We start from the raw sequence: 23296 nt of genomic DNA, 5'->3' as shown, positions 1-23296 counted from the left end.
CGAGGAGGTTCTCGGCGATTGATGCCGATCTCGAGTTTTCCCCACTGCGGCTCTTCGCCCCAGTTGGTTCACGGAGTGAACCAACTGGGGAATGTGGGGAGCGGAAGGCAGAAGGACTCACCGATGGCTGGGTCGGTGAGTCCTTGAGTGCGGGTGAGTCAGTGGGACGAGACGAAGCCAGCTGACTGGTCGAGGTGGAACGGTGAGCCGGGGTTCTCGGGCGTCCAGCCAGCGGTGAGAGCCATGCGGATGCTGTCAGCGACCTGGGTGGGCAGGACTGGGCTGCCTTGTGTTCCGAACCAGTTGCTCGGGTGCGGCTGGTTGGTGGTGATCACCAGTGTGGTGCCGGGCGCCTCGGCGTGTTCAACCGCGTAGGTAAGCGGTGACCAGACCAGGCCCTGGTCGTAGGTCGGCCGTCCTCGGAGTCGCCACCGGTAGGTGGTGCCGTCCACGGTGATGAGCCGCGATCCCTTTTTGACCAGTGCCATGTCCACATCCTTTCGCAAGTCACAGTAGTGAGCGGCCGCTGATCGTGTCGCGTCGATTCCCGTCGGACGGTGTCAGCTTCTGCGCATCTGGATCACGTCCCGGCTCGCTGCCGGAATGGTGGGTCGCGCGGCTTCGGGAGTGGCCAGCAGCGCGACGATGGTGACGGGCTTGTCGCAGTGTGGGCAGTTCCGGACGGCTGTTGGTGCGAGTGGTGTCGGGTCTGGGACGCTGGCGTCATCGTTTCGCCTTCAGCGGCGTCGGCGCCTTCTGGCTTCCGCTTTGCAGCGGGGTGTGCAGTAGGTGTGCCGGGCCGCCGCATTGGGGTTGACCTGGAATGACGTCCAGCAGATGAGGCACTCCCGAAACTCAACCAGCACGTCCGGTCACCCCTTTGCGGAGGTTGTCGGAGTGGGACTGATGTGAGCGGAGCCGGTAGGACGGGCCATCGATGCCGACCACGGCGGCGCGGTGCAGAAGCCGGTCGAGCATCGCAGCGGCAACGGTCGCGTCGCCGAAGGCGCCGGCCCAGTCAACTGGGGCTGGCACTTGTTCGTCATCGTGAGAGTGCCCTGCGACCTGGCCGTTTTGGGGGTCTGGGCGCCTCTTTGATTGTCCTGCTGGCAGCGCGGTTTTGTAGGCGCTACCTTCATTTGTCAGGTGCGAGGAAGGTGTGCCAGATGGTGGAGTCGCGTCTGCGGGTGATCGAGGGCCGGACGTTGCCCGAGGTCCCTGTTGCCTGGGATCCGTGGCAGTTCCAGGAGTTGTGCGTGGAAGCTTTCGTGGCCTCCTGGCGGGCCCGGGGGTTCAGCCCGGTGACGGTCGAGAATGACATCGACCGTGTGGTCGGCGGCCTGACCGTGGAAGGACGGGCTCCTTCAACGCGCCGCGGGTACGTCCAGGTCTTCAAGGGCTTCCACCGTTTTCTGCAGGCCCGCAAAGCGGTCGAGATCGAGGCCGCGTTCGGCGTCCGCCCGGTCTGCCCAGTGGATGAGTTCAACGCCTCGCGGCATGTCGGCGACGACTCCCTGGCACTGCTGCCGCCGCCGACCCCCGAGCGGGTCGAGGAGTTCCTCGAGTTCCTCAAGGCACGCATCGCCGCAAATACGCACCCGCTGCCCGGGACTACGCCTTGTTCTGGACGCTGTATCACGCCGGCCTGCGCTCGGAAGAGGCCTCGCTCCTGGACCGCCCAGACGTCCACTTCTCCCGTGGCCCGTTCGGCAAACTCCGCGTCCGCTTCGGGAGAGGCGCCCACACCTCAGGCCCCCGCCCGCGCTGGGTTCCCATGCTCGACCATCTGGGCCTGATCCTGCGCTGGTTCCTCGACGACGTCCGCGGCAAGTTCCCCGACTCGCCCACACTGTTCGCCGACGAAACCTATCGACGCGCCGTGACAACCACGCTCGGCGAGCTCACCGGAGAGGACCCCACGACGTGAACATCAAGTGGAAGCTACGGATGGCCGCCGCCCAGCGCGAGGTCTGGACCGGCTCCCAACTGCGACGTCTCCTGGCCGAGAAGGCCGGCCTGGAACTGTCCTCCGCCTCGATATCCGCCCTGTTCACCAAGGAACCCTCCCAGGTGAAGATGTCCACGCTCGCAGCGTTGTGCACCGCGCTGGACTGCACCCCCAACGACCTGATCGAGGTCGACACCACCCCCGTCGAACGCCCTGCGGCACCGCCTCGACCGGCAGCCGAACTCCCTCGGGTCACTTCCGCCCGGGGCCGGTCCATGCCGCCGATCTGACCGCAGGAGGTGCGGGAGAAACATGGGAATGAGGCAGCGGGACTGCGTCGAATGCGGTGCATCGGTGGGCATTATCGGCCGCCAGCACTGCTGCCGATGCACAGCTCGCATGAAGGACGAAGCCACCCGCGCGACCTGCCCTTCCTGCGGGAGATCGCGCATCCTCCAAGAGGACACCGGACGGTGCATCACCTGCTCGCGGACCTGCGAAGACTGCGGACGGCCGGTCCGTTCGCCCACCGCCAGTCACTGCGGAATCTGCCGACGACGAGCCGAGCGGCAGGCCGCCAAGCAGCTCTGCCCGCGCTGCCAGCGGCCCGGTTTCCTGCGGAGCGGCACCGGATGGTGCGGCCACTGCTCGCGCCAGCGGCAGGCCGAACAGCCGCCGCGGACCTGCGCCGGCTGTGGTCAGGTGCGGCGCCATGCCAGACTCGGACTCTGCTGGGCGTGCTGGCAGAAGCACCCCGACCGTCCCTACGTCGCCGCCGAGAACCTCGCCGCCCGGCCCCTCGAGCCCGTTTCCTGGTTCGAAGACTTCGCCGGTCACCTCGCGGTCCGGCGGCACTGCCCAAGCCGAGCCTGCACCATGATCAGCACCTTGGGTCGGCTGCTGCAGGACGAGCAACCCCACCACCCCCAGTCTTTGCTGGACCGGGCCCGGCGCCCTGGCCGCCGAGTCCCTGCTGCGAGCACGTGAGCGGGCCCGGGGAGCGGGCACTCTGCCTCGCGCTGACAGCACCATCGACGCGGCCCTGGCCATCGTCCGAGACCTAGCCCCGCTTCCTGACCAGCACCCGCGACAAACAGGACTGGTCTTTGACCGATGTCCACGACATCGAGGCCTCCCTGGCGACCCTGCTTAAAGCCCGCCAGCGCCGGCTGACCGCGCTGCGGCAGTACTTCCGCTTCGCTCGATCCCGCAAAGTCGTACTCGTCGACCCCACCCGCGGAATCAAGGCCAAAGGTCCCTCCGGATTCAGTGGCACCACCATCGTCGTCGACCAGCAGCGCCAGCTGTTCCGCCGCTGGACCACCAGCGCCGACGCGCACCCGCACGAGGCCCTGCTGGGAATCCTGGCCCTCCTCCATGCGGCCTCCAGCAGCGAAGTCCGGCTTCTACGCGTTGACGATCTCGACTCCATCAGCCGCACCGTCCACCTCGGCAAACGGCCGCATCCAGTGCCTCTGGACCCGGCCAGTTGGGCAGTGCGTCAACGCTGCCTGGCTCACCGTGAAGATCAGAACACCGACAACCCCCACGTGATCGTCACCCGCATCACAAAGACCGGCCGAGCACCGGCATCCACCGCCTATGTCAGCCACATCCTGGATCCATGCGGCATCGGACCACGGACTCTCCGCAGCACTCGCCCGGCCGACCTGGTCAACGCTCTCGACCCCAAGCTCGTCGCCGCGGTCCTCGGCATGGACCCCGAAGGCGTCATGATCTACCTCTCGGACCACGTCGATGCAGGACGCCTGCCCGACCGGCAAGAACGGAGCCAATAGAGTGCGGCACCTCACCCGATCCTTTGCAGTAGGAGCCTTGCGCCGCGGGAAGCAGATCGAACAGTTCCTCGGCGGCTTCGACCATGATGGCCGCCAAGCGCTTCGCTGGCTGGCCCTCGGACCAGGCCGAGAGGGCATCACCATCTACCTGAGCGAAGTCGAGGACGCTGGCACAGCGACCTACTCGGCCATCGACAACTTCCCTCCCATCGATCCCGACGACGAGACCTGGGGGAAGGCCATCGCCACCAAGGCGACCCCCGAGGAGGCACTCGACCTCGCCGAGAGCGAGCTCGGCGCTCAACCCGGCCGCTGGGTCAACGAGGGCGTCGTCAGCTCTGAATACCGCGACTACAAGGTGGCGGCGCAGGACGAACCCCCGAACCCGTGAGGTTTCGGCGCTGCCTTGCACACGTTCGCCGGAACATGTGCGCTTTGGCGATGCCGACATTGGTCGTGAGGATCGTGCTCGACTTCAGATCCCTCTGGTTGATCACCTGGAAGAGCGCTGAAGCGCCGTCGCCCGCCAGCGGGAGATAGCCCAGTTCATCGATCACGAGCAGGCGAGGCCCGGCGAAGAACCGCATGATGCTCGACCAGCGGCCTTCGAGGGCGGCCTTGTGGCACTTGGCCGCAAGTTCTGCGGCGGTGGTGAAGTAGACGCGGTGGCCGGCGTCGACTGCGGCGTCGCGGCCACTTGACGCCGGCAGGGTTCGCAGTGTGGACGTGCTTTGTATCGCCGCAGGGCACGGGTGAAGGTGGAGTAGCCGCCCGCGTAGCCGAGTTCCACCACTTCATCGATGAGTGTCGAGGGCCCACAAGTGGGGGTCATCGGTGAGTCGTTGGCGGCAGTACTCCAGGAAGGGTGTGAATGCGTCAGGTGGCTGGCGGCGATATCAGGAGACTCGCTCGCCGTTCAGATAGGCGCGGATCGTCTTGCGGTCGTGCCCCAAGTGCCGGGCGATCGCCGAGATCGACCAGCCCTGGCGACGCAGTGCGTGAGCATCCACGCCTTCCTCCCAGGTGAGCATCCAGGGCCCTTCAACCAGGCCGAACTCCGTGCTCACGCAGGCACTCCACAACACGCCGACACCAGTTCGACACGCCAGGAAAGTCACGCAATAGGTGGGGAGATCACCTGAGCAGGTTTGGCCACCTCAAGAGCGGCACCTGGGGAGGTTCAAAGAGCGCCATCATCACCCAGCCGCACGCCCGGCGCCTGCGACCCATCCTGACCGCCCGTCCGCGGCGCCAGAACGTCGAGTTCTGCCTCCGTGCGGGGGATCGTGCGTCACGGTCCCATCACGGGCCCGCGCGTCCAGCCGAGGGCCACGTGGGTTTCGTCAGCATGGCGCGATGCACGCATTCCGCACAGCCCTCGTCTTCGCCGCGGCCGCCGGGCTCCTCGCCCTCACCGGGTGCTCCAGCGACCCCAAGCCCGCTGCCGAGCAGCCTCCCGCCAACGGGCCGGCGCCCGCGTCCTCCCCCGCACCGAAGGCGGACCCGGCCCGCGCCGAACTGGAGAAGGCCGTTCGGGCCTACTCCGCCGCGTACTTCAAGCCGGACGGCACCGCCGCCTACGCCGCCCTCTCACAGCGCTGCGCCGCGAAGGTCGGCGACCCCGAGCCCTTCAACGGCGTCGTCGAAGCAGCCGCCAAGGCCTACGGCAAGCAGGGCATCACCTCACTCACGATCGACGACATCGCCGGGAACGTGGGCCACGTCTCGTACACCTATGCCGTGCCGAAGCTCAGCCAGAGCAGCCAGGCGTGGGCGCGCGAAGGCGGGGCCTGGAAGTACGACGGCTGCTGACCCCTGGAACGGCAGGAAGCACGCCTGCGTCGGGACCAACTGCGCTCCCTGGCCGCCTTGCGCCCGTGACCGCCAGATGCGGGACGAGATCGTTGACGGCAACACACTGATTCCGGTCGCGGTCGACCGTGCTCGGCGCCCTGCAGCAGACCGGTCCATCGCTCGGCGCGACCGGTCTGCTCCGCAATGCTCGCGGCCGGATTCTCGGTGTTCTGCTGTTCGTCGGCGGGGAGTGCAGGGGGCAGGCGCCGGTGTGGGCGTGAGCTCACCAGGCCAACGAGAGCCCGGGGGACGGGAAACCCCTCTGCCGTGGGGTCTGCAGAGGGGTTGGGAGGTCGAGCGGAGCAGCGTCAGCCGTTGAGGAACCGGGCCGCCTCGGCCGCGGTCGCGGCCACGCCGACCGGCACCCGCTCCCCGGACGTCTCGTCCCGTTCGGGTTCTGGCTCCAGTTCTTCGGTCCGTGACTGTGGGTCACCGATCAGATCTCGAAGAGGGCTTCCTCTTGTGGCGGGATCGGAGGGTCAAGGACGTCGCGGAGGCGGGCGATGTCCTGGCGCCACTTCGACCAGTTCGCGGCTTCGGCCCACAACTCGGCGAGTTCAGACCGGTTGGAGACCACTCGGTCCAGGGCGTCGACGGCGAGCATTCGAAGGTCTGCAGGCAACTCTGGTGGCGGCTCTGATGGGCCATAGTTCGAACAGGCAGGCTCGCCGTCAGGATGCTGGGCGACGACCAGAGCCGCTGCGGCCACTGCACGCTCGCCGTCGTAGATTCCCAGGAAGTCCGCAGGCCCGGCGGCACGCTTGAGCACGCCGCAGATCATGGCTTCGTGTTCTTCCCGTGCTGCCTCGTCCAGGTCACCGGCGAAATCGGCGGCGGTGTCGTTATCGAAGGGGCCGATGTCCCACGTGCCCATGTCTCTCCTCGCGTGGCCGTCTGGGGATCCTCGCACTGGCCACCGACAGCGAGGTCAGGAGGCAAGTAGTACCCGCTTGCGCAGGAGCTTGAAGCCAGCGCGTCCGCACATCTGCCGCTTGATCATTTTGATGCGGTCGACGTGGCCTTCCACGATGCCTGAGTTCCAAGGCAGGGTCAGGCCGGCAGTGACGGCTGCGAGGTCGCGTTCGAGGCCGTCGATGAAGGTGTGCGGGCTGGGTAGGTCGTCGGCTCGGACCGCCGCGATCCATTCTGGGAGCCGTTTTCCCTGTAGCTGGGTGAGCGTCTGCCCGACGGAGCGGACGTGCCCGGCGAGGGAGTCCAGTTCGGGACAGCCAGCCGGCACGGACTTGAGCCTCAGTCGCTCCTTCTCCGGAAGCGCGTCGGGATGGGTCAGGATCCACCTGCGTATCTATGCGTCCGGATCTCCTTCCAGAGGGTGCAGGCGTTCGTGCAGCCCCCGGCCCACCGCTCGTGCAGGTACGGCTTGAAGTCGTCGAGCTTCGTCCTGCGGTTCTGCCACTGCCCCTGGAAGAGGTCTTCCGGGGTCGCCGCATCGGCCAGACGCTGCGCGGTTCGGTAGGTCATCCGGAGTTCGCGGCCGACCCCTGCCGACTGTGTCCTTCGCCGAGCATCCCGTGGACGATGGCGTGCTTCTCGCGAGTTCGGTCGGCAAATCGGTGCCCCTTCGGCCAGGGCGACGCGCCGGCTTCAGGAGCCGGTGGCGTCGTGACGCTCTCGGATCCGGGCACCGCGAATGGTGTTCGCAGACAGGTCCGATGGCGCGATACGCATCGCTCGGTGGCTTCACCGAGGTTGCGCCAGAGATGGAAACGGTCTGCGACCTGCACCGCGGTGAGGGCCCCAGTGCTGGCGCCTTCGGCGAAGAAGGGGGCACGGTCGTGGCGGACCACCTCAATCCGGGACACTCAGCAAGCCAGGCGGCGACGGTGGTCGCCTCGCGGTCCGGCAGCTGATCCACAGGCCTGCGGGTTTCGACATCAACCAGCACAGTCCCGTACACACGGCCCTTGCGCATCGCGTACTCGGATACCCACCACCCGCGGGGCCGACGGCTGAGGGTCAGCACCGCATCAATCGGCCCAAGTACCGTGCTGCGGCTGATGGAGATGCCGAAGACGTCCGCAAGGTGGGCGCCAGCGCGGCCGGCCAATGCGAGGCCTACCTCGACCAAGGCCGAACGCAGCCGGTCAGTCCGCTGAGCGTGACGGCGGGTCAGCCCCGGGACCTGCTCAACGAAGGTCTGCCGTCCGCAAGAGGTGTCCGCGCAGGTGAACCGGCGGACCTGCAGGCGTAGTACTACACGCCTCTCAGCGCTGGGGAGATCAGCGGGAAACCGCAGGTAGGACCCATGACACCGATTCGGCCATCTTCCGCAGCCTGGACACTCGGCACCGGCAGACTTGCGCGTGACGCCGCTCCAGCACACCTCGCCGTCGTCCTCCGCTGACATCACCGCGACTTCATCCGCCCGAATGTTCGCGGTGCAGGTGCTCAGAGCGGGACTGCAGGATGTCCAGGGCCTCGTGGATCGAGCAGCCGAGTTGGTCTCGGAACAGCTCGATGGCCTTGATGGTCATGCCGCTGAGGATCTCTTTGTCTGCGAAGGAGAGCGGGCCCGCCGTCCAGGGGCGGACGCGGAGTCTCCACCTGGCCAGTCGACGTCGGTCGGGGTAGCGAGCAGGCGGCCGTCCGCGAGCGCCACGGCCACGTCCGTGCCGCGGGCCGCCTTCTCCGTGAAGGCAACGGGTGCCGTGTGGTCCAGGAGGAAGACGAAGTGCTGGGCCATGCGCTGCCGCCACTCATCGGGTTCGCCTTCGCCGTCCAGGCGCAGGTTGGAGTTCCAGACTGCCTGGGCGAGAACCGGTACGAACAGCCCGAGGAAGTCCGACTTCAGCAGGTCGTCCGCGTGCTCGATCAGAATCGCGAGTTCCTGGCTCCCGTGGCCGGGACCGTGCCAGTCGTGGAGGCAGTCCACAAGCGCGTCCCAGTTGTGGCCGAAGTACCCGAGGAATGACAGCTCCCGGGCGAAGGTACGGAAGAGGGAGCTGGATCCGTCACCTCTCGGCCGTCCAGCCGCAGGACCAGACCGTTTCGGTGCACGAGCGCGGCCGTTTCCGACGCCGGCCATGGGTCGGCCGGGGAGGTGGACACGACCCATGGAGAGCGGTGTTCCGTCAGAGTGGGCTTGGTCATCATGGGTGAGATCCTTGCAGGCATTTGCTCGGAGCCTGAGTGATCAAGGGAGGGAAGGTCGTGCTCAACGAGTACTGTCCGCCCAGGTCAGGAGGCTGCCGATGACCATCTTCAATGCGAACGGACAGTGGAAGGGTTGAGCTTCGGCTCGGTCCTTCCATTGCGGGGCTACTGCCGCGGGATCATCTTCCGCGGCAGGTGGAAGCCAACTCGTCCGTAGAGCTGCCTTTGGGTCTTCTTGGTGCGGCTGACAACGCCCTCGATGCTGCCGGAGCTCCAGTGGCGGGTGAGGCCGGGCAGTTGGCTTGCGTCGACTGCGTCGATCCAGGCAGGAAGCCTGGCTCCGAGGCGGTCGGTGAGCATTTCGCCGAAATCGCGGACATGCCCGGCGGCCCTGTCCAGTTCGGGGCAGCGTGCCAGGACCCCCTTCGGGCTGGCGCGCTCGTCTTCGCTCAACGCGGTGGGGTGTCGGGTGAGCCAGCCGGTCACAGGGTGCGGACGAAATCTCGTACCAGGTGGTCCGCGGCTATGTGGCGACGCGCCGTGAGGAGATCCGGGTCCAGGCCGGCCGGGGTGTGGTGGAGGCCTTAGTTCCGCAGACCCACCAGCCCGGCGCGGAGGCGGAGGTCGGCTTGGGGGGCGTGACGGTGCGGGGGCCCGCGAGCTGGTGACCTGCTGCCTGTTCGCGTTCCGGCTGGCGTACGCGGGCGAGGCCGTGCACCGGATCTCTCTCGGCACTTCACTTCGACGGGTGAAGCCTGAGCTAGGCCTGTGGTCACACTGTTTTTATCGCGCCTCCGTCGATGATGTGGTCCGCTCCGGTGGTGCTGCCGGCGAGGGGCGAGGCGAGGTAGGCGACAAGGGCGGCGACCTCGTGGGGGTTTACGAGCCTGCCGGTGACCATGCCCATGGCGGTGGGGAGATGGGCCAGGAGCTGTTCCTGTTCCAGGCCCATCGACTTGGCCAGCTCGGCTCCGTAGCCGTCGGGGCTTTCCCACATGTCCGTGCGGACGGGCCCGGGCGAGACGGTGTTGACGCGCACGCCCTGGGGGCCGAACTCCTCGGCCAGCGCCTTGCCGAACGCGGTCAATGCCGCCTTGGCGGTGGTGTAGGCGATAGGGCCCGCATGGGGGGTCCTGGCTCCGTTGGAGGAGATGTTGATGATGGCGCCGCGGCTGTTGATGAGGTGGGGCAGCGCGACCCGGGTGGTGCGGACCGAGGCGAGGAAATTCAGGTCGAACGCGTCGTACCACTGCTGGTCGGTGAAGGTGAGGAAGCCGCCCGTCTGGCCCTCCCCGGCGTCGCCGCCGCCGACGTTGTTGATCAGGAGATCCAGCCCGCCGAGCTCGGCTTCGGCCTGGGCGATGAGCCGGGCAGGGCCGTCGGCTTTTGAAAGGTCGACGGACACGCCGATCGCGCCGGTGGCCTTGAGCTCCGGTGTGATCGTCCGTGCCGCGGCCACGACCCGCACGCCCTCACTCACCAGTGCGGAGACGATGGCCAAGCCGATCCCCCGGCTCGCGCCGGTCACGACGGCGGCCTTGTCGGTCAGTTGCAGGTCCATGGAGCACCCCTATCCAGAGATGAGACTTAGTCGATGCGTGAACCCTAGAACTTGCAACATCGATGTTGCAAATTGCGAAGGAACGGCGACTATCCCGTACTCTTCTCGGAAAGTCAGGGAGAGGGAGCCTCGTGGATCGGAAGAGTCAGCAGCGGCCGCTGCGCGCGGACGCGGAGCGGACCGTGAGGGCAATCCTGGAAGCTGCCGAGCGTGTGCTCAGCTCCAATCCGGCGGCCACGATGGAGCAGATCGCGGAGGCGGCGGGCGTCGCCCGGACGACCGTGCACCGCCGGTTCACCAGCCGCGAGGCCCTGGTGGACGCTCTGACAGCCTGGGCAACGCAGCAGTTCCACGAAGCCGTGACGAGTGCTCATCCCGAGAGCGCTCCACCACTGATCGCCCTCTACCAAGCGACCGCCAACGTCCTCCGGGTCAAGATCGGGTGGGGGTTCGCAATGAGCAGGACCACATCGGAGGACCCCGACGTGGCACGAGCACATGCCGATGTGCTCGATCAGTGCGACCGCCTGTTCCAGCGCGCGCTGGAAGCCGGTGTTCTACGCCCTGACACTGACCTGGCGTGGGCTCGCCGCGTCTATTACGCGCTCATTCACGAGGCCGCCCAGAACCGCTCGGACGAAGCCGACGATGTCGATGAACTGGCAACCCTCGTGGTCGAGACGCTGCTGAGTGGCCTGGGTCGGCAGGGCAGTTTCCTCAGCCCTTGACGAGGTCCGGAGGGAGTAGTTCGGCCACTTGCCGGCCGGTCCCCCGCAGTCAGCGACGGCGTCCCTACATCCATGGGGCTGTCGGAGTACCGTCCGGATCCAGGCCGTTCGGCCACAGCGTGGTGGCCCCATCCCGCAGCCGAGCCAGGCGGTACAGGCCATCGGTATTGCCGCGGTCTACGGCCAGCCGGGCCAGGGCTTCGGCCCCGGCGTGGTCCCCGGCCTGCTCCCGCAGCACAGCCAGGCGGTACATGGCGTGGGTGTCGCCCTCGTCAGCGGCCTGCCGGAGCAGGGCTTCGGCGCCCGCTTGGTCGCCGGTCTTCATCCGGAGCTCAACCAGATTGGACAGGGCGTACTTGCTCCCCTGGTCGACTGCCTGCCGGAGCAGGGCTTCGGCCCCGGCCTGGTCCCCGGCCTGCTCCCGCAGCTGAGCCAGGTGGGACAGGGCGTCGGTGTGGCCGTGGTCGGCGGCCCGCCGGGCCAGCGCTTCGGCCCCGGCGTGGTCCCCGACCTTCTCCCGCAGCACAGCCAGGTGGTGCACGGCGTGGATGCTCCCCTGGTCGACCGCTTGGCGGAGCAGGGCTTCGGCACCGGCCTGGTCCCCGGCCTTCTCCCGCAGCTGAGCCAGGTGCGGGAGGGCGTCGGTGTGGCCGTGCTCGGCGGCCTGCCGGGCCAGCGCTTCGGCCTCCGTCTGGTCCCCGGCCTTCTCCCGCAGCACGGCCAGGGGGTAGAGGGCGTAGGTGCTCCCCTGGTCGACCGCCTGGCGGAGCAGGGCTTCGGCCTCCGCCCGGCTCCCGGTGGTCTCCCGCAGCTGAGCCAGGTGCGACAGGGCGTAGCCGTCGTCCTGGTCGGCGGCGAGCCGGGCCAGGGCCTCGGCCCTCGCCCGGTCCCCGGCCGCCTCCCGCCGCAGAGCGAGGTGGGACAGGGCGTCGACGTTGCCGTGGCCGACGGCCAGCCGGGCCAGGGCTTCGGCCCTCGCGTGGTCCCCGGCCCGCTCCCACAGCACGGCCAGGCGGTACACGCCGTGGATTTCGCCGTGGTCGGCGGCCTGCCGGGCCAGGACCTCGGCGCCGTCCCGGTCCCCCGCGTTGTCCCGCAGCTCGGCCAGGTAGGACAGGCCTTCGCCGCTGCCGTGGTCGGCGGCCCGGTGGAGGAGATGGTGGGCCCATTGCAGGCGGTGGCGTGCCCCGGCCGCTCTGCTGAGGTTGCTCAGGTCGTCGGGGTGGGTGAGGTGGGTGTGGGCCGCGTGCCAGAAGGATGCGGGCGGGCACAGGTGGAGGCGGGTGGTGCGGCTGTGTTGTTCGAGGTAGTCGGCGAGCCGGAACTGTGGGCCGGCAGTCGGCGGGGCCCCGGTTCCGGCGGCAGTGGTGGGGGTTGGCGGACGCAGTGGGGGGCGGGGGGTGGTACGGCGCAGAGGGGCTTGCTTGCCGTGGACCGGCTCGGCCAGTTCGGCGTAGGCCCGTTCTGCCCAGTCGTCGGCGAGCTGGTCGTAGTCGTTCTGGCCGAGGTAGTCGGTGGCGGCGTTGGTGAGGAAGGCCTGGGGAAGGTGGAGGCCGACACCGAGGCGGCGCGCGTCCATCGCCACTTCCAGCAGCGCTCTGGCGGCCGGGCTGGAGTGCCGATAGCGGTGGAGGAGTTCGGGCGCGCCGGCCAGGTCCTGGGTCATGCGTCCGTCGGTGCGGGCACGGGTGAGGGCGTCGGCCAGCAGCCGGTCGCCGCCCTCGGCAAGGGCCTCGGCCGCGGCCAGGGCCGGGGCGTCGAAGGCATCTGGGACGGTCAGGGTGCGGCCAGCGAGCAACTCCCGCGCCCGGCTGTACGGATCCGCTTCGCCTGCTGGGGGCAGGGCCGTGTACTGGGCGGCGTACTCCGGCCAGAGCGTGCCCAGAACGAGGACGGGCCCGCGCTCCGGGCTGATCAGCAGGTGGTGCACGGCCGCCGCGATGCGCTCGCCGGTTGTCGGGTTGCCGAGGTAGTGCTGAGCCTCGTTCACCCATACGACCGTGTGCGGCAGGACACGGTGCAGATCCTCCAGCGCGGCCTCCGCGCGGGTGGGATCGAACGGATGCCACAGCAGCCATCGCGCGTCGGCCAGAGGCTGGACGGCCTCCCAACACGCCCGTGTCTTCCCCGTCGACGAGGCCCCCACCAGGACCACGATCCGACTGCGACCGGCCATGACGTCCCGGACCGCTTCGCCCAGCGCCCGGTCGTGCTCGCGGGACACGTACCCGGGCAGCGCACGCTCCGTGGAGGTGGCGGACTGTGACCTGGTGCCGCTGGGCCCGGCGGGATGCACCTCCAGATCGTGCGGCTCCCATTCCCCGATCGGACGCCCCGGCCCGCGCGTTGTGACCGTGCCCGACTCCTTGGCCGCGGTCGACCGCAATGCCAGTAGCTCCTGTACGGGCAGCTTCAGTGCGCGGGACAGCGCCGCCACCGTCTCCGGAGACGGTGGCGGCTTCCGGGGCGAGAGCGCCTCCGACACGGTTGTGCGTCCCAGTTCCGCCCGGGCGGCGAGCTGCGTCTGGTTCATCCGGGCCGCCGCAAGCCCATCGGTCAGTCTCCTGCGCAGTTCGGTCAGTGCCAGCTGCTGGCCTCGCTGCTCGCCATGCATGTGCTCGCCCCCTGGCCCCGGATGTACTCGCCGGTGTTCATCTTCGTCCCGGCGAACCCTGGCGCACACCGTTTCCCCGACCTTCGAGCACGTCAACACGCCACCGTTCATGGGGAGCTTGCCGTAAGCGTCGCCGGGGCGGAGCTGCGGGTGGCTGGCCGTGCTCAGCAGCTCGACCGGCCGTCCCGGGAGGCGCCGCTCATGTGCGGCTGCGGGCGGTACGGCGCCCAGTCTGCTGGACCAGCGTCGCCCGGCGACCGGGGCGTCTGGTTCCTCGACCGGGGCCTGGACGAACGCGGCGAGGGTGTCGGTCACCTCCAGCGCGTGCCGGGCGCCCGAGGCCGCCGCCGAGCTGGCGGCGCCCACGGTCGACCTTTACCCGTTCGACCCCGCCCGACTACGGTTGATCACCTTCACGGAGGCCGGGAGGCTCCGGCCTTACAACAGCTGATTCTTGGGAGAAGGGCACGCAGCATGGGCTTAGGGCAGCCGGCTCACAACACGACACGACAATCCGTGCGGCTGACGGAACTCCTTCGGTACGCGCGCGTGGGCCCGGACGGCGCGGAAGAGGCAGCACATCGCATCGAGCGGTGGTTGGCGCGGACGCTGGAGGGGACCGTCGAGGTCCTGCGGCCTGGTCGGGGAGCGGACCCCAGGGTGGAGGCAGCGGCCGTGGCCCGGGGCGAACTGGGCTCAGCCGTCGTCTCCGAGGACGGGAGCCATATCCGGATGGTCCCCGTGGGGGACGGGCCGCCGTTCCAGGTCCTCGTGGTCACTCGGGAGCTCCCCTTCGAGAGCGACAGCGCAGCCCTCACCGGACTCGCCGCCAACGTGCTGGGACTGCTGTCGCGCGTGGCGGGAGCCGAGATCGACCGCCGGGAACGGGAGGCGAGCAGCCTTCATCTGCGTCTCGCTGTCTTGCAGTTGCTGATGACCGGTGACGTCTCCCTGGCCCAGCGAACGGCGGCCGGGATGCATCCGGGCCTGCTTGACGCCGACTGGGCCTGGATGTCCTTGATGGAGATGCCGGTGGAGGAGCGGGCCCAAGTCGCCCGGGAATGCGAAGAACTGACCGCCGGCCAAGCCCTGGTCGTTCCCTGCCCGGCCTACGAGAACCATGTGATCACGATCGTGCCCGTCGCCGATCCGCGAGCTGCCGACAGCACGGGCCGCGCTCTGTCGGACTACGTCGCACGCCGTCCTCGGATCCTTCAAGGGCGCAGCCGACTCCACCCGCTCGCATGTGTCGGTGCGGCCTACGAGGACGCGTACCGCAACGTGGTGACGGCCCGGTACGTGCCCGATCGCCGCGGTCGGCATCCCGATCGTGTGGACTCGCTGGAAGTGCTGCCCGGTGCCGAGGCAGCCCGCTGGGCGTCGGAGCTGCTGCGGCCGTTGGACGCGCTACCGGACCGCGTGAGGGGCCAGTTGTTGTCGACGGTGTCCCTGGCGTTGAAGTTCACCGCCGTCCGCACGGCCAAGATCATGGGAGTCAGCCGCAACACCGTACGAGCACGGATGGAACGGGTGGGTGACGTCCTGGGCGCGGACCTGGACAACGTCAGGGTACGGACCCTCCTCTACCTGGCCCTGGAGTTGCGAGAGCGTCCCACCGCGCCGGGCCGCCACCACCCGGGCCTACCCGCCATGATCGGCACGGACGCCGGTCGGGCATGGGCCCGCGGGGTGCTGGCTCCGCTCGACAGCGGCACCCGCGACCTGCACCGCACACTGGGGGTCTGGATCCTGGCCGACTGCTCGGTCGGGCTGACGGCACAACGACTGGGCCTGCATCCCCATACGGTCCGGGAACGCCTGCGGAGCGCCGAGGCGCTGCTGGCGCGGGAGCTGGTGGCCGGTGGGGTGGATGTCTACGAGCTCGCACTGGCCTTTCTCGCGCTCTACGGCACGAACCGCCCCTTCGAAGAACGACAGCCCGCGGAGGTGTGTGCGGCCGTGCAGTCGTGACGGTCACCCGCGCGGCAACCGTGCACGGATGACATACCGGCACCCGGGCGGCCGTCCTTAGGGTTCGAGCAGGTCGAGACCGGAACAACCGGCTCGCCGAACGGAGGAACGAAGATGACGAAGAATCGATTCGCCCGACTCGGCCTCATGGCCTCCACGATGGCTGCCGTGGCCATCGGCGTCGTGGCCTCGCCCGCCAGCGCAGCGAGCGCGACCTGCGAGAGCTGGGGCGGCAACGTGTGCACCAGCGGCAGCATCCCGGCCAACGGCAACCACCAGGTCTGCTTCGGCGGCAAGCACAAGGCCCTCGGCTACTGGGGTCGGGCCGAGCTGTGGGACGCCGACACGGGTGTGAAGGTGGGCTCGATCGCCACCAACGCCTACCGCTACCAGCAGACCTGCGTGGGCGGCCTGTACGGGCAGCACTACTACGAGCGCGGGACCGGCGGCGACTTCCAGGGCGACGTCTGGAATGACTGACCCCGCATGAGCAGGAGGGCCGGTGCCCGGGGAGTGTCCCGGGCACCGGCCCTCCTGGCGTGTTCCGCCCAACGCCGACGTACCACCGCTCCACCGTTGCCCGTCAGCACGATCCCCCGGTCGGCGCCCCGGCTGGCGAGCATGCGCGCGGAGCCGATGTAATCCTGCGCGAGGGACACCAGTCGGTTGTTCGCCGCCGAAACGCCCAGCCGCTGAAGGGCGGCGGGCCGGTAGGGCCGGTCGGACAGGTCCAGGTCGTGCGGGACGGTGAGGCACCAATCAGCGGCCCCTACACCGCGCGAGCGTCCGCACTCCCCACCCCCGACTCCGAGGCCACAGCCACAGACGGGCCGGGGCTGGCGTCACGTACGAGGTTGTGGCGCAGGCAGCGGGCACTCCGGCCGCAGGGCCGGCTGACAGTGCAGCGGCGGGCTGGGCCGGGCGGGCGGGCGGCGACGGCCTGGTCGACGCCGACGCACTGGCCCTGCGCGGCGGTCACAACCCCGGCGTGGTCACCCCGTTGCTGGTCTAGGGCGTGTATCGAAAGTGGATCTTGGGCTGTGAATGATCATTATTCATGGGGCAGGGAGATCTCACAGACGAGCAGTGGGTGGCGCTGGAGCCCCTGTTGCAGAAAGGTGCCAGGGCGGGGCGGCCGCCTGTCTGGCCTCGGCGACAGTTGATCGACGGCATACGGTTCCGGGTCCGGACCGGTGCTCCATGGCGGGATGTTCCCGTCGAATACGGACCGTGGAGCCGGGTCTACGACCTGTTCCGCCGGTGGCAGCGGGACGGCACCTGGTACCGGATGCTCACCCGCCTCCAGTCTCTGGCCGACGCGAAGGGTGCGATCACGTGGGACCTGAGCGTCGACTCCACGGTCTGCCGCGCTCACCAGCACGCGGCCGGCGCTCGCAAGCAGGGGGACCTGCAGAAGGAATCACCGGGCGGCATCTTCACCGAGCCTGGCGATCACGGGCTGGGGAAGTCGCGCGGCGGGTTCACCACCAAACTCCACTTGGCCGTCGAGCAGGGGCAGAAGCCCATGGCGATCGTGGTCACGGCAGGACAGCGCGGGGACTCGCCGCAGTTCGAACCCGTGCTGGAGAAGGTCCGCGTGCCCCGCATCGGCCCGGGCCGGCCACGTGTCCGCCCCGATCGGGTCCGCGCGGACAAGGCGTATGCCTTCCGCAAGAACCGTGCCTACCTGCGTCGTCGCGGGATCCGCTGCACCATCCCGGACAAGGCCGACCAGGCACGCAACCGCCAGAAGCTCGGCTCCCGCGGTGGCCGGCCGCCGCATTTTGACCGGGCCGACTACCGCGAGCGCCATGCGGTCGAGTGCGGGATCAATCGCCTCAAGAGACATCGCGCTGTCGCCACACGCTACGACAAGCTCGCCGTCCGTTACGAGGCGACCGTGCTGGTCGCAGCCCTTAACGAGTGGCTGTGACGGGCACCCTGCTGAGAACATACCCCAGTGAACTCAGGACTCCCCGCCGGATGGACGATCGAGCGCGTGCGCGCTCTTTCCGGAGACCCAAGCGCCGTCTCGCTCTCTTTTGATCGGCTCGTAGTCCTTGAAGCGGCCGGGCAGGGCGACTACGACCCGCTCCGGCCCGATGTGATTCTTGCGTTCCACGAGTTGTGCCTCGTGAGGGACGACGGCGAGTGGTTCATGGGACAGCTCGACGATGACGGCTCAGTGATCTGCTGGGCCTCCTACGGATCTGACCTGGCCGAGGCCATCCGCGGCCTCTGAACGACACCCCACATCTTCAGCCACTTTCGCAACAGGCCCTAGGTGAGTCGCCTTTGCCGCCTTGTCCGGCCAAGCCAGGAACGAGAGGATCGCGTCGCGCACCAGACACTTGGACAACGTGGCCATGAGCAGGTCCGCCCACCGGTCGGTGCCCGCCACTGGCTTCGTTCGCGTCCAGCAGGTTCTGGCACACGCTTCGGATGCTGTTGGTGATCTTAGGTGGGAAGTCCTCGGCAGAGTTGTTGGAAGCGGCTCCGGGGCCGGGGTTTGCGGGGCTGTGTGATGCAGGGCGAGGTGCGTCCGCTGAGCCGGATGATGTTCGTCCCGGCGGCTGTCAGCACGTGTTGGACAAACGGGTTCAACGTGGCTGACCTGCTCGTTCCCTACCCTCGGGGTACCTCACCGCCCTTGGCGGTCCACACTCGGTCCACTGGGTCCACTGGGTCCAAAGGGTGGTTCTACCGCCGTGGTCCTTGGCAGACGAGCATGCCGCCCAGGCAGGTGACGCGGAAGGAGCCCTCTGCCTGAATGATCTCGTTGACTCGCTCCCGCGCACGCTCGATCGTCTCCCGGAACGGAACCCCCATCTTGTCCGCCCATGCTTCGTATGAGGCCAAGTGCGCGACGACCGGTTCAGCGTCGGTCACCTCGATCACTCCGGGGAGGGGGATCGTACGGATCTCGCCGAAGACCGTGCCGAGGATCGCTGGCGCGTCCTCCAGGGTGAAGCGGGCGGACAACTGCACTCGGGCCGGCCCCTCTTCGATGCCCGGGACATCGCCCGCGGCCTGGCGCCAAAGGTGCTCCAGTTCCCGCTTGTCGGTCTGGCGATGTCGTGAGACACGTCCATAGGGAGCACGGCCAGGTCGGAACGGTCCTCCCGCACACGGGCGACGAACTTCCCATTGCCACAGCCCACGTCCGCGACTGCGCCGCGTATGCCAGCCAGTTCGTTCACGACGATGCCCGGAAGGTCGTGGCTCGGGGTCTGCCATTGCTAGAGGGATTGGCGGGCGGCCAGGTGCTGACCCGTGCCATACGCCTTGGTGGAGAGAAGGCTGCGGTCGGTGACCAAATGATCAGGCGTGGGCTGGGTAGTCATCGCGGCTCCGTGGGGTTGCCGGCGAGAGCAGGCCGGACGGTCACCTCGTGAATGTGCGCGCGGAGATCGACTGCCGACTGTGCGCCGCGGTACGGCTCGCTTCCGAGGAGCGAAGCCAGGTTGCGGAGCCTGATGGTGATGCTCGCCGTGCATCCCTCGGCGGTGAATACCTCCGAGAGCTTCGCACTGGCTCTCTCGACCTCGCCGCTCGCAAGGTAGGCCGTGGCCAGATCCAGATGGGCGGCTTGTAGGTCGCCGGGGGAACGGTCGTCTTCTGGCCCGGCGTGGTACAGATCCACGGCACGATGGGAAGCGCCTATGGCGTGCCGGATCTGCTCGTCGCCCCCGACGGCCAACAGGGTGGTACCGGCGTAGGTCCACTGCTTGGCTTCGGGAGATGAGAAGACCCCGGGCAACTCGTCGGCTCCCGCAGCGTCCCGTGCCTCATGGGCCAGTGCGAGTACCCGCAGCGCGTTGCGGTTGTCGCCTTCGGCTGCACGGGCACATGCTTCCAAGCTCAGCAGCCGGGCCCTGATCGTTCCTGTGCCGGGGCCTCGACCCTCGCTATGCCCGGCCTGCGCAAGGTCTCCTGCCCGCCGGTATTCCCCCGCCCAGTAGTCGGCCCCCGCCTGGCGCGACGTGGAAACTCCGGAGGTCCCAACGGGCGGCCCGGTCGCGGACACCGTCCTGACGCCTGGCGACGTGCTCTATCTGCCGCGCGGTTGGTGGCACGCCGTGAGCGCAGACCAGGGCACCGCCGCGCTGCGCCTCACCTTCGGACTCGCCACTCAGACCGGTGCCGAGTTCCTGGGCTGGCTTCGCGACGACCTCCGGGCGAGCGTGATCGTCCGGGCGGACGTATCTCGTTTCGGCGCCCCTAACCCCTAAGGAGCGGGCGGACTACCTGGCAGCCGTAGGGAAGGACGTACTGGCCGCCCTGGACGACGCTGCGGTTATGGACCGTTGGGAAACGTCACTGGACGCGACGCACCCCGGGCGCCCGCGCTTGTCGCTGCCACACCTCACCGCCGTTCATGCCGAACCGGGCATCACTGTCCGGGCCACGGCGCCTCGTGCCCGGATCGACCAGGACGACCAGGCCGTGACCTTCGCGGGGGCGGGGAACGAGTGGACCTTCGCCCTCCCCGTCGCCCCGGTCCTTCGCCTCCTCGCTGGTGGACCACCGGCCACCCTCGCGGACTTGGCCGCCGAGTCCGGTCTCATCCTCGTCCAGGTGGCGGAGGTCGTCCCCGCGCTGGTCGCCGGTCAAGCCGTCGCCGTGGTCGGGGGCTCCTCGTGACCGCCCCCCTGGGACCGGGAACGTACCGGGTGCGCGCTGTCGAACAGGCGGCCCGCATCGCGTGTGCCGACGGGCTCGTTTGGATCGACACCGCCCCCAACTACGGCAGTGCCCACCAGGCGCTCGGCCCCGTCATCGCCGACCACCCGCGCGCCATGGTGGCGACGAAGACAGGCTTCTTCACCCCGGATGAGGGCACGGCTGCTCTTCGATCCAGGGTCCTCACCGCCGCCCGGGTCCGGGCCGGACACAGCCTCGATCCCGGCTTCGTCCGCTGGCAGACGGAGAGGTCCCTGGCCGCTATCGGCCGGATCGAACTCGTGTTCGTCCACAACCCGGAGCACGCCGGTCTCTGTCCCACGGAGCTTCATCCGGCACTGGGTGATGTGGTCGCGGTCCTGGAGGAGTTCGCTGACGCGGGCGGGATCGGCGGGTACGGCGTGGCCACCTGGTCGGGGTTTCAGCATGACGCCTTCTCCGTGTCCGAACTCCTGGGACTGGCCATCGAGGCCGCTGGTTCGGGTGAACATCATCTGCGGGCCGTCCAACAGCCGGTCGGTTTCGCCATGGCAAGGCCGATCGCCCTTTCCCTCGATGGCAGGGCCCGCCCGTCCTGGCCCGCGCGGGGGGCCTGATCACCTTCGGCTCCTCGCTTCTGCACGGCGGCGAGCTGCCCGGCCTCGTCACGCCTGAACTCGCCGAGTTCATCCGCCCGGGGGCCTCGCCGGCCACCGCCTCTCTCCTCGCTGCGGCCTCCTGCCCGAGCCTGGACGTGGTACTGCTGTCTGCTGGCACCGCCCCCCACTGGGCCGCCGCAGAGGCCACCGTCGCCGCCCCGCTCGATCCGGGCCACCTCAGGAAGGTCACCGATGTACTCGCCCAAGGATGAGACCACCGGGGCGCGCATGGAGGACGCCCTGACCCACGCCGCTGCCCGCCTGTCCACCACGACGACGGGGGCACGGCCTGGGGTTGGCTCGGCCGCACCATCGGCAGCCGCACGGCAGGCGGCCACCGGCTCCGCGTCCACTGCGGCGAGGCGGCCAAGACCCCCGCCACCCGGAACGAGGAGATCGCCCTCGCCGAGGAACGGGTGTCCGACAAGGTGTCCCGCCCACACCTCCACGACCTGTACCGCTGGGACGGTGGCGAGTACGTCTTCGAAGCGGAGCTGATCGACTACATCACCCAGCCCGTCATCTCGCCGGAAACGCCCGACCTCACCGAGGATCCGTGCCTGCCGGACTCCTGGTGGACGCCCCGGTGGGAGAGCCTGGACGCCCTCAGCACCGCCGAACCGCCCCGCGAGACCATCCGCCAGTCCTGGGCCGACCGGGTCTTCCCCGAGTTCCTGGGGATCCCCGCCCCGGCCATCTCCGAACGCGTCACCGGACACGCAGACCTCCAGTGGGCCAACCTCACCCACGACCCCCTCGTCATCCTGGACTGGGAGCGCTGGGGAGCCGTCCCCGTCGGCTACGACCCCGCGATGCTGTAGGTGAACAGCCTCCGCGTCCCCGCCCCCGCCCATCCGACCGCCTGATCGGCGCCTCCATACGAGCCTCAGCGCACCCCTCCGCGCTGGGGCCCGCGTGCGTCAACTCCCGCCCCGTCTTTGGCATTTGGTGACGACCGCCTCGGCCACTGCTGGTTGAGCAGCAATCCGCGGTGACCTGTGCGGCTTTGGCGTGCTTGCGGCGGCTGCTGCCGTCCCATCCTTCGTCCTTAGACCCAACACTGATAGAAGCGACCGAATCGCTTCACCCGGTCGAAGGCTGTCTACCTTCACCAGTGCGCACTTCACCACTCGGCGCGACCCAAATCTTAGAGAGCCCATACTTCGCGACGTTCCACATGATTAAGATCGGAACATGCCGGACGATGTCGTATACCGCGAGACAATCCATTTGCCCATCGACCGTATGATTTTTGGGATCAATGAGACCGCACCTGTGGGCGGAGATTTGAGTTCACTGCAGGCCTGGACGGATCTCGATATGGATTCTGCGCCCGTGAGGGTTTCACCTGGGGCCATCCGTTTCGTGAGCCTGGTAGGGACTCATGTCGCCCTGGTGACAATCGAAGTGTGGGAAACCGCCCCCGAATCTCCCGCCTCCGAATTCGAGCTCGTGGGCCGCGAGCGATACAGAAGTACCAGTGGGGATGCGTCGCTTTTTACTATCAACGGCCCGTACGCGACCTTCCCTCTGGGACGAGACACGGAATACGTGCTGAGCGTTTGGCGCAAGGGAGGCGATGACGCGAAAGAACGCCATGACGAACTGGCAGGCCGGGTGCATCCAAAGGAAGGTCTCGAAGAATATGTCATTCAGTTCAGTGAATAACTAACCGAAACTGCCCCGGCTCGCCGCAGCCGGGGCAGTTTCGGCGAGAGGGTGAATACCTTACTTTTAAGACGTACGCCACTTCTGATTGATACTTGCGGTGCATTACCACAAGATGACTGACGTGCCGTTTACAGTTCCCCGATTGTCCACATCGAGACATAGCCCGGATGTCGCGTGGAATATAGAGGGGATCGAAGTGGGAATCGACATGCCACCAACCCATTTTTGAGAGTTTGCCCCAGAGCAGGGAACGAGAACCTCTGGTTTGCGCCGCCCCAGTAATCCCACATCTGGACCTGGGCTCCAGGGGCCACGGTGACTCGCGCTACGACGGTTTCGGAGACCGTGGCCTCGCATCCTGCACGGATGGCATATCTCCGGCGCCACTCGGCTGTCGCCGGCGCGGGCGTCGCCAGGGCGATCTTCGGCCGCTTGAGCAGCGGCAGGCTCATCCGGGAGGTCGTCCGAAGCCTCCTCGACTCCCCCAGCCAGAGCACCGTGAGCCAGCCGTTCTGCAACGCGCCGCCTCCGGGAAGACCATCCCGGCCAAGGACGTCATCACCGCCTCCACGAACGCCTGCGGCATCGGCCCCGCCCCCCCCCCCCCCCTGCTGGCCTTGCGGGAGAGCGCCACGGCCGGCAGGGAACAGGCGTCCGCGGCCCGCGGACCCGGCTGCCCGCCGTCCGGCAGATCCGCTATGAGGCCGACAGGGGC

At 68.4% G+C, this 23296-nt stretch carries 28 protein-coding genes and 3 pseudogenes; 17 read left to right on the top strand and 14 right to left on the bottom strand.

Annotation, left to right across the window (positions count from 1 at the left end; translation table 11 throughout):
* Positions 1–158: 158 nt before the first annotated feature.
* Positions 159–488: a hypothetical protein gene (locus ACFWAR_RS00935; protein ID WP_385772116.1), complete on the bottom strand. Its 330-nt coding sequence runs from the start codon at positions 486–488 to the stop codon at positions 159–161.
* Positions 489–855: 367 nt separating this feature from the next.
* Positions 856–1017 (bottom strand): annotated as a pseudogene (locus ACFWAR_RS00930) (ATP-binding protein); the annotation flags it as partial.
* A 149-nt stretch (positions 1018–1166) separates the two neighbouring features.
* On the opposite strand from ACFWAR_RS00930, the gene ACFWAR_RS00925 reads away from it, so the two are divergent.
* The 5 genes from ACFWAR_RS00925 to ACFWAR_RS00905 all read left to right on the top strand — a co-directional run bounded on the left by ACFWAR_RS00925 (position 1167) and on the right by ACFWAR_RS00905 (position 4138).
* Positions 1167–1796 carry a hypothetical protein gene (locus ACFWAR_RS00925; RefSeq protein WP_385772115.1) on the top strand — a complete coding sequence of 210 codons (630 nt, stop codon included), beginning with the start codon at positions 1167–1169 and terminating at the stop codon, positions 1794–1796.
* Positions 1775–1927, top strand: a complete 153-nt coding sequence (locus ACFWAR_RS00920; protein ID WP_385772114.1) for a hypothetical protein — start codon at positions 1775–1777, stop codon at positions 1925–1927. The genes ACFWAR_RS00925 and ACFWAR_RS00920 overlap by 22 nt, the downstream gene beginning before the upstream one ends.
* Positions 1924–2238, top strand: a complete 315-nt coding sequence (locus ACFWAR_RS00915; RefSeq protein WP_385772113.1) for a helix-turn-helix domain-containing protein — start codon at positions 1924–1926, stop codon at positions 2236–2238. Before ACFWAR_RS00920 ends, ACFWAR_RS00915 begins: the two co-directional genes overlap by 4 nt.
* An 816-nt stretch (positions 2239–3054) precedes the next feature.
* Positions 3055–3747 (top strand): hypothetical protein, encoded by a 693-nt coding sequence (locus tag ACFWAR_RS00910; RefSeq protein ID WP_385772112.1) that lies wholly within the window; start codon positions 3055–3057, stop codon positions 3745–3747.
* A gap of 37 nt (positions 3748–3784) precedes the next feature.
* A complete protein-coding gene (locus ACFWAR_RS00905) occupies positions 3785–4138 on the top strand; it encodes a hypothetical protein (protein ID WP_385772111.1) in 354 nt (117 codons plus the stop codon).
* Here ACFWAR_RS00905 and ACFWAR_RS00900 read toward each other — a convergent pair.
* Together ACFWAR_RS00900 and ACFWAR_RS00895 are read right to left on the bottom strand one after the other, a co-directional pair.
* Positions 4080–4457: an ATP-binding protein gene (locus ACFWAR_RS00900; protein WP_385772170.1), complete on the bottom strand. Its 378-nt coding sequence runs from the start codon at positions 4455–4457 to the stop codon at positions 4080–4082. The two genes, ACFWAR_RS00905 and ACFWAR_RS00900, sit on opposite strands and share 59 nt — an antisense overlap.
* 186 nt (positions 4458–4643) lie before the next feature.
* Positions 4644–4814: a hypothetical protein gene (locus tag ACFWAR_RS00895; protein WP_385772110.1), complete on the bottom strand. Its 171-nt coding sequence runs from the start codon at positions 4812–4814 to the stop codon at positions 4644–4646.
* A gap of 289 nt (positions 4815–5103) precedes the next feature.
* Here ACFWAR_RS00895 and ACFWAR_RS00890 point away from each other — a divergent pair, with 289 nt between their 5' ends.
* Positions 5104–5559, top strand: coding sequence for a hypothetical protein (locus tag ACFWAR_RS00890; RefSeq protein ID WP_385772109.1), 456 nt, complete (start codon positions 5104–5106; stop codon positions 5557–5559).
* 478 nt (positions 5560–6037) lie between these two features.
* Here ACFWAR_RS00890 and ACFWAR_RS00885 read toward each other — a convergent pair whose 3' ends face one another.
* The 7 genes and pseudogenes from ACFWAR_RS00885 to ACFWAR_RS00855 all read right to left on the bottom strand — a co-directional run bounded on the left by ACFWAR_RS00885 (position 6038) and on the right by ACFWAR_RS00855 (position 10276).
* Entirely contained in the window at positions 6038–6475 is a 438-nt protein-coding gene (locus tag ACFWAR_RS00885; RefSeq protein WP_385772108.1) for a DUF4259 domain-containing protein, read from the bottom strand.
* Positions 6476–6529: 54 nt separating this feature from the next.
* A complete protein-coding gene (locus tag ACFWAR_RS00880; protein WP_385772107.1) occupies positions 6530–6841 on the bottom strand; it encodes a hypothetical protein in 312 nt (103 codons plus the stop codon).
* Between the two features lie 47 nt (positions 6842–6888).
* Entirely contained in the window at positions 6889–7083 is a 195-nt protein-coding gene (locus ACFWAR_RS00875; protein ID WP_385772179.1) for a hypothetical protein, read from the bottom strand.
* A 706-nt stretch (positions 7084–7789) separates the two neighbouring features.
* Positions 7790–7969 (bottom strand): annotated as a pseudogene (locus ACFWAR_RS00870) (transposase family protein); the annotation flags it as partial.
* A gap of 123 nt (positions 7970–8092) precedes the next feature.
* Positions 8093–8647 carry a barstar family protein gene (locus tag ACFWAR_RS00865; RefSeq protein WP_385772169.1) on the bottom strand — a complete coding sequence of 185 codons (555 nt, stop codon included), beginning with the start codon at positions 8645–8647 and terminating at the stop codon, positions 8093–8095.
* A 233-nt stretch (positions 8648–8880) separates the two neighbouring features.
* Positions 8881–9168: a hypothetical protein gene (locus ACFWAR_RS00860; protein WP_385772106.1), complete on the bottom strand. Its 288-nt coding sequence runs from the start codon at positions 9166–9168 to the stop codon at positions 8881–8883.
* Positions 9169–9487: 319 nt separating this feature from the next.
* The gene (locus ACFWAR_RS00855) at positions 9488–10276 is read right to left on the bottom strand and encodes an SDR family oxidoreductase (RefSeq protein WP_385772105.1); all 789 of its coding nucleotides are present in this window, start codon (positions 10274–10276) and stop codon (positions 9488–9490) included.
* 182 nt (positions 10277–10458) lie between these two features.
* Here ACFWAR_RS00855 and ACFWAR_RS00850 point away from each other — a divergent pair, with 182 nt between their 5' ends.
* On the top strand, positions 10459–11004 hold the full coding sequence (locus tag ACFWAR_RS00850; RefSeq protein ID WP_385772104.1) for a TetR/AcrR family transcriptional regulator: 546 nt from the start codon (positions 10459–10461) through the stop codon (positions 11002–11004).
* A 64-nt stretch (positions 11005–11068) separates the two neighbouring features.
* On the opposite strand, the gene ACFWAR_RS00845 is transcribed toward ACFWAR_RS00850, so the two are convergent.
* Positions 11069–13618: a hypothetical protein gene (locus tag ACFWAR_RS00845; protein WP_385772103.1), complete on the bottom strand. Its 2550-nt coding sequence runs from the start codon at positions 13616–13618 to the stop codon at positions 11069–11071.
* A 516-nt stretch (positions 13619–14134) separates the two neighbouring features.
* Between ACFWAR_RS00845 and ACFWAR_RS00840 the strand changes: the two genes are divergently transcribed.
* From ACFWAR_RS00840 to ACFWAR_RS00820, 5 genes are all read left to right on the top strand, one after another.
* A complete protein-coding gene (locus ACFWAR_RS00840) occupies positions 14135–15589 on the top strand; it encodes a helix-turn-helix domain-containing protein (RefSeq protein ID WP_385772102.1) in 1455 nt (484 codons plus the stop codon).
* A gap of 114 nt (positions 15590–15703) precedes the next feature.
* Positions 15704–16069, top strand: coding sequence for a hypothetical protein (locus ACFWAR_RS00835; RefSeq protein ID WP_385772101.1), 366 nt, complete (start codon positions 15704–15706; stop codon positions 16067–16069).
* Positions 16070–16445: 376 nt separating this feature from the next.
* On the top strand, positions 16446–16601 hold the full coding sequence (locus ACFWAR_RS00830) for a hypothetical protein (RefSeq protein WP_385772100.1): 156 nt from the start codon (positions 16446–16448) through the stop codon (positions 16599–16601).
* Between the two features lie 45 nt (positions 16602–16646).
* Positions 16647–17522, top strand: a complete 876-nt coding sequence (locus ACFWAR_RS00825) for an IS5 family transposase (protein WP_385772099.1) — start codon at positions 16647–16649, stop codon at positions 17520–17522.
* Between the two features lie 66 nt (positions 17523–17588).
* Positions 17589–17831: a hypothetical protein gene (locus ACFWAR_RS00820; protein WP_385772098.1), complete on the top strand. Its 243-nt coding sequence runs from the start codon at positions 17589–17591 to the stop codon at positions 17829–17831.
* Positions 17832–18289: 458 nt separating this feature from the next.
* On the opposite strand, the pseudogene ACFWAR_RS00815 reads toward ACFWAR_RS00820, so the two are convergent.
* Positions 18290–18933: pseudogene (locus tag ACFWAR_RS00815) on the bottom strand (SAM-dependent methyltransferase).
* On the bottom strand, positions 18930–19349 hold the full coding sequence (locus tag ACFWAR_RS00810) for a hypothetical protein (RefSeq protein WP_385772097.1): 420 nt from the start codon (positions 19347–19349) through the stop codon (positions 18930–18932). Before ACFWAR_RS00810 ends, ACFWAR_RS00815 begins: the two are co-directional and overlap by 4 nt.
* Before the next feature lie 223 nt (positions 19350–19572).
* On the opposite strand from ACFWAR_RS00810, the gene ACFWAR_RS00805 reads away from it, so the two are divergent.
* The 5 genes from ACFWAR_RS00805 (at position 19573) to ACFWAR_RS00785 (ending at position 22578) form a co-directional block, all read left to right on the top strand.
* Entirely contained in the window at positions 19573–19821 is a 249-nt protein-coding gene (locus ACFWAR_RS00805) for a JmjC domain-containing protein (protein WP_385772096.1), read from the top strand.
* Between the two features lie 67 nt (positions 19822–19888).
* Positions 19889–20233, top strand: coding sequence for a hypothetical protein (locus ACFWAR_RS00800; protein ID WP_385772095.1), 345 nt, complete (start codon positions 19889–19891; stop codon positions 20231–20233).
* A 29-nt stretch (positions 20234–20262) separates the two neighbouring features.
* Positions 20263–20868 carry an aldo/keto reductase gene (locus tag ACFWAR_RS00795; RefSeq protein WP_385772094.1) on the top strand — a complete coding sequence of 202 codons (606 nt, stop codon included), beginning with the start codon at positions 20263–20265 and terminating at the stop codon, positions 20866–20868.
* Positions 20869–21326: 458 nt separating this feature from the next.
* On the top strand, positions 21327–21731 hold the full coding sequence (locus tag ACFWAR_RS00790; RefSeq protein ID WP_385772093.1) for a hypothetical protein: 405 nt from the start codon (positions 21327–21329) through the stop codon (positions 21729–21731).
* A gap of 373 nt (positions 21732–22104) precedes the next feature.
* The gene (locus ACFWAR_RS00785) at positions 22105–22578 is read left to right on the top strand and encodes a hypothetical protein (protein WP_385772092.1); all 474 of its coding nucleotides are present in this window, start codon (positions 22105–22107) and stop codon (positions 22576–22578) included.
* Positions 22579–23296 lie beyond the last annotated feature (718 nt).

It is taken from the genome of Streptomyces sp. NPDC059917 (genome assembly GCF_042730635.1).
GTDB lineage: Bacteria > Actinomycetota > Actinomycetes > Streptomycetales > Streptomycetaceae > Streptomyces.
The sequence above is the reverse complement of the archived record's forward strand: the minus strand, read 5'-3'. Positions and strand labels throughout refer to the sequence as shown.

Coding starts and splice junctions, on each gene's coding strand:
- ACFWAR_RS00935 (WP_385772116.1), bottom strand. CDS start 488: ATGGCACTGGTCAAAAAGGGATCGCGGCTCATCACCGTGGACGGCACC.
- ACFWAR_RS00925 (WP_385772115.1), top strand. CDS start 1,167: ATGGTGGAGTCGCGTCTGCGGGTGATCGAGGGCCGGACGTTGCCCGAG.
- ACFWAR_RS00920 (WP_385772114.1), top strand. CDS start 1,775: ATGCTCGACCATCTGGGCCTGATCCTGCGCTGGTTCCTCGACGACGTC.
- ACFWAR_RS00890 (WP_385772109.1), top strand. CDS start 5,104: ATGCACGCATTCCGCACAGCCCTCGTCTTCGCCGCGGCCGCCGGGCTC.
- ACFWAR_RS00885 (WP_385772108.1), bottom strand. CDS start 6,475: ATGGGCACGTGGGACATCGGCCCCTTCGATAACGACACCGCCGCCGAT.
- ACFWAR_RS00875 (WP_385772179.1), bottom strand. CDS start 7,083: ATGACCTACCGAACCGCGCAGCGTCTGGCCGATGCGGCGACCCCGGAA.
- ACFWAR_RS00865 (WP_385772169.1), bottom strand. CDS start 8,647: ATGGCCGGCGTCGGAAACGGCCGCGCTCGTGCACCGAAACGGTCTGGT.
- ACFWAR_RS00855 (WP_385772105.1), bottom strand. CDS start 10,276: ATGGACCTGCAACTGACCGACAAGGCCGCCGTCGTGACCGGCGCGAGC.
- ACFWAR_RS00845 (WP_385772103.1), bottom strand. CDS start 13,618: ATGCATGGCGAGCAGCGAGGCCAGCAGCTGGCACTGACCGAACTGCGC.
- ACFWAR_RS00835 (WP_385772101.1), top strand. CDS start 15,704: ATGACGAAGAATCGATTCGCCCGACTCGGCCTCATGGCCTCCACGATG.
- ACFWAR_RS00825 (WP_385772099.1), top strand. CDS start 16,647: ATGGGGCAGGGAGATCTCACAGACGAGCAGTGGGTGGCGCTGGAGCCC.
- ACFWAR_RS00800 (WP_385772095.1), top strand. CDS start 19,889: ATGGACCGTTGGGAAACGTCACTGGACGCGACGCACCCCGGGCGCCCG.
- ACFWAR_RS00785 (WP_385772092.1), top strand. CDS start 22,105: ATGCCGGACGATGTCGTATACCGCGAGACAATCCATTTGCCCATCGAC.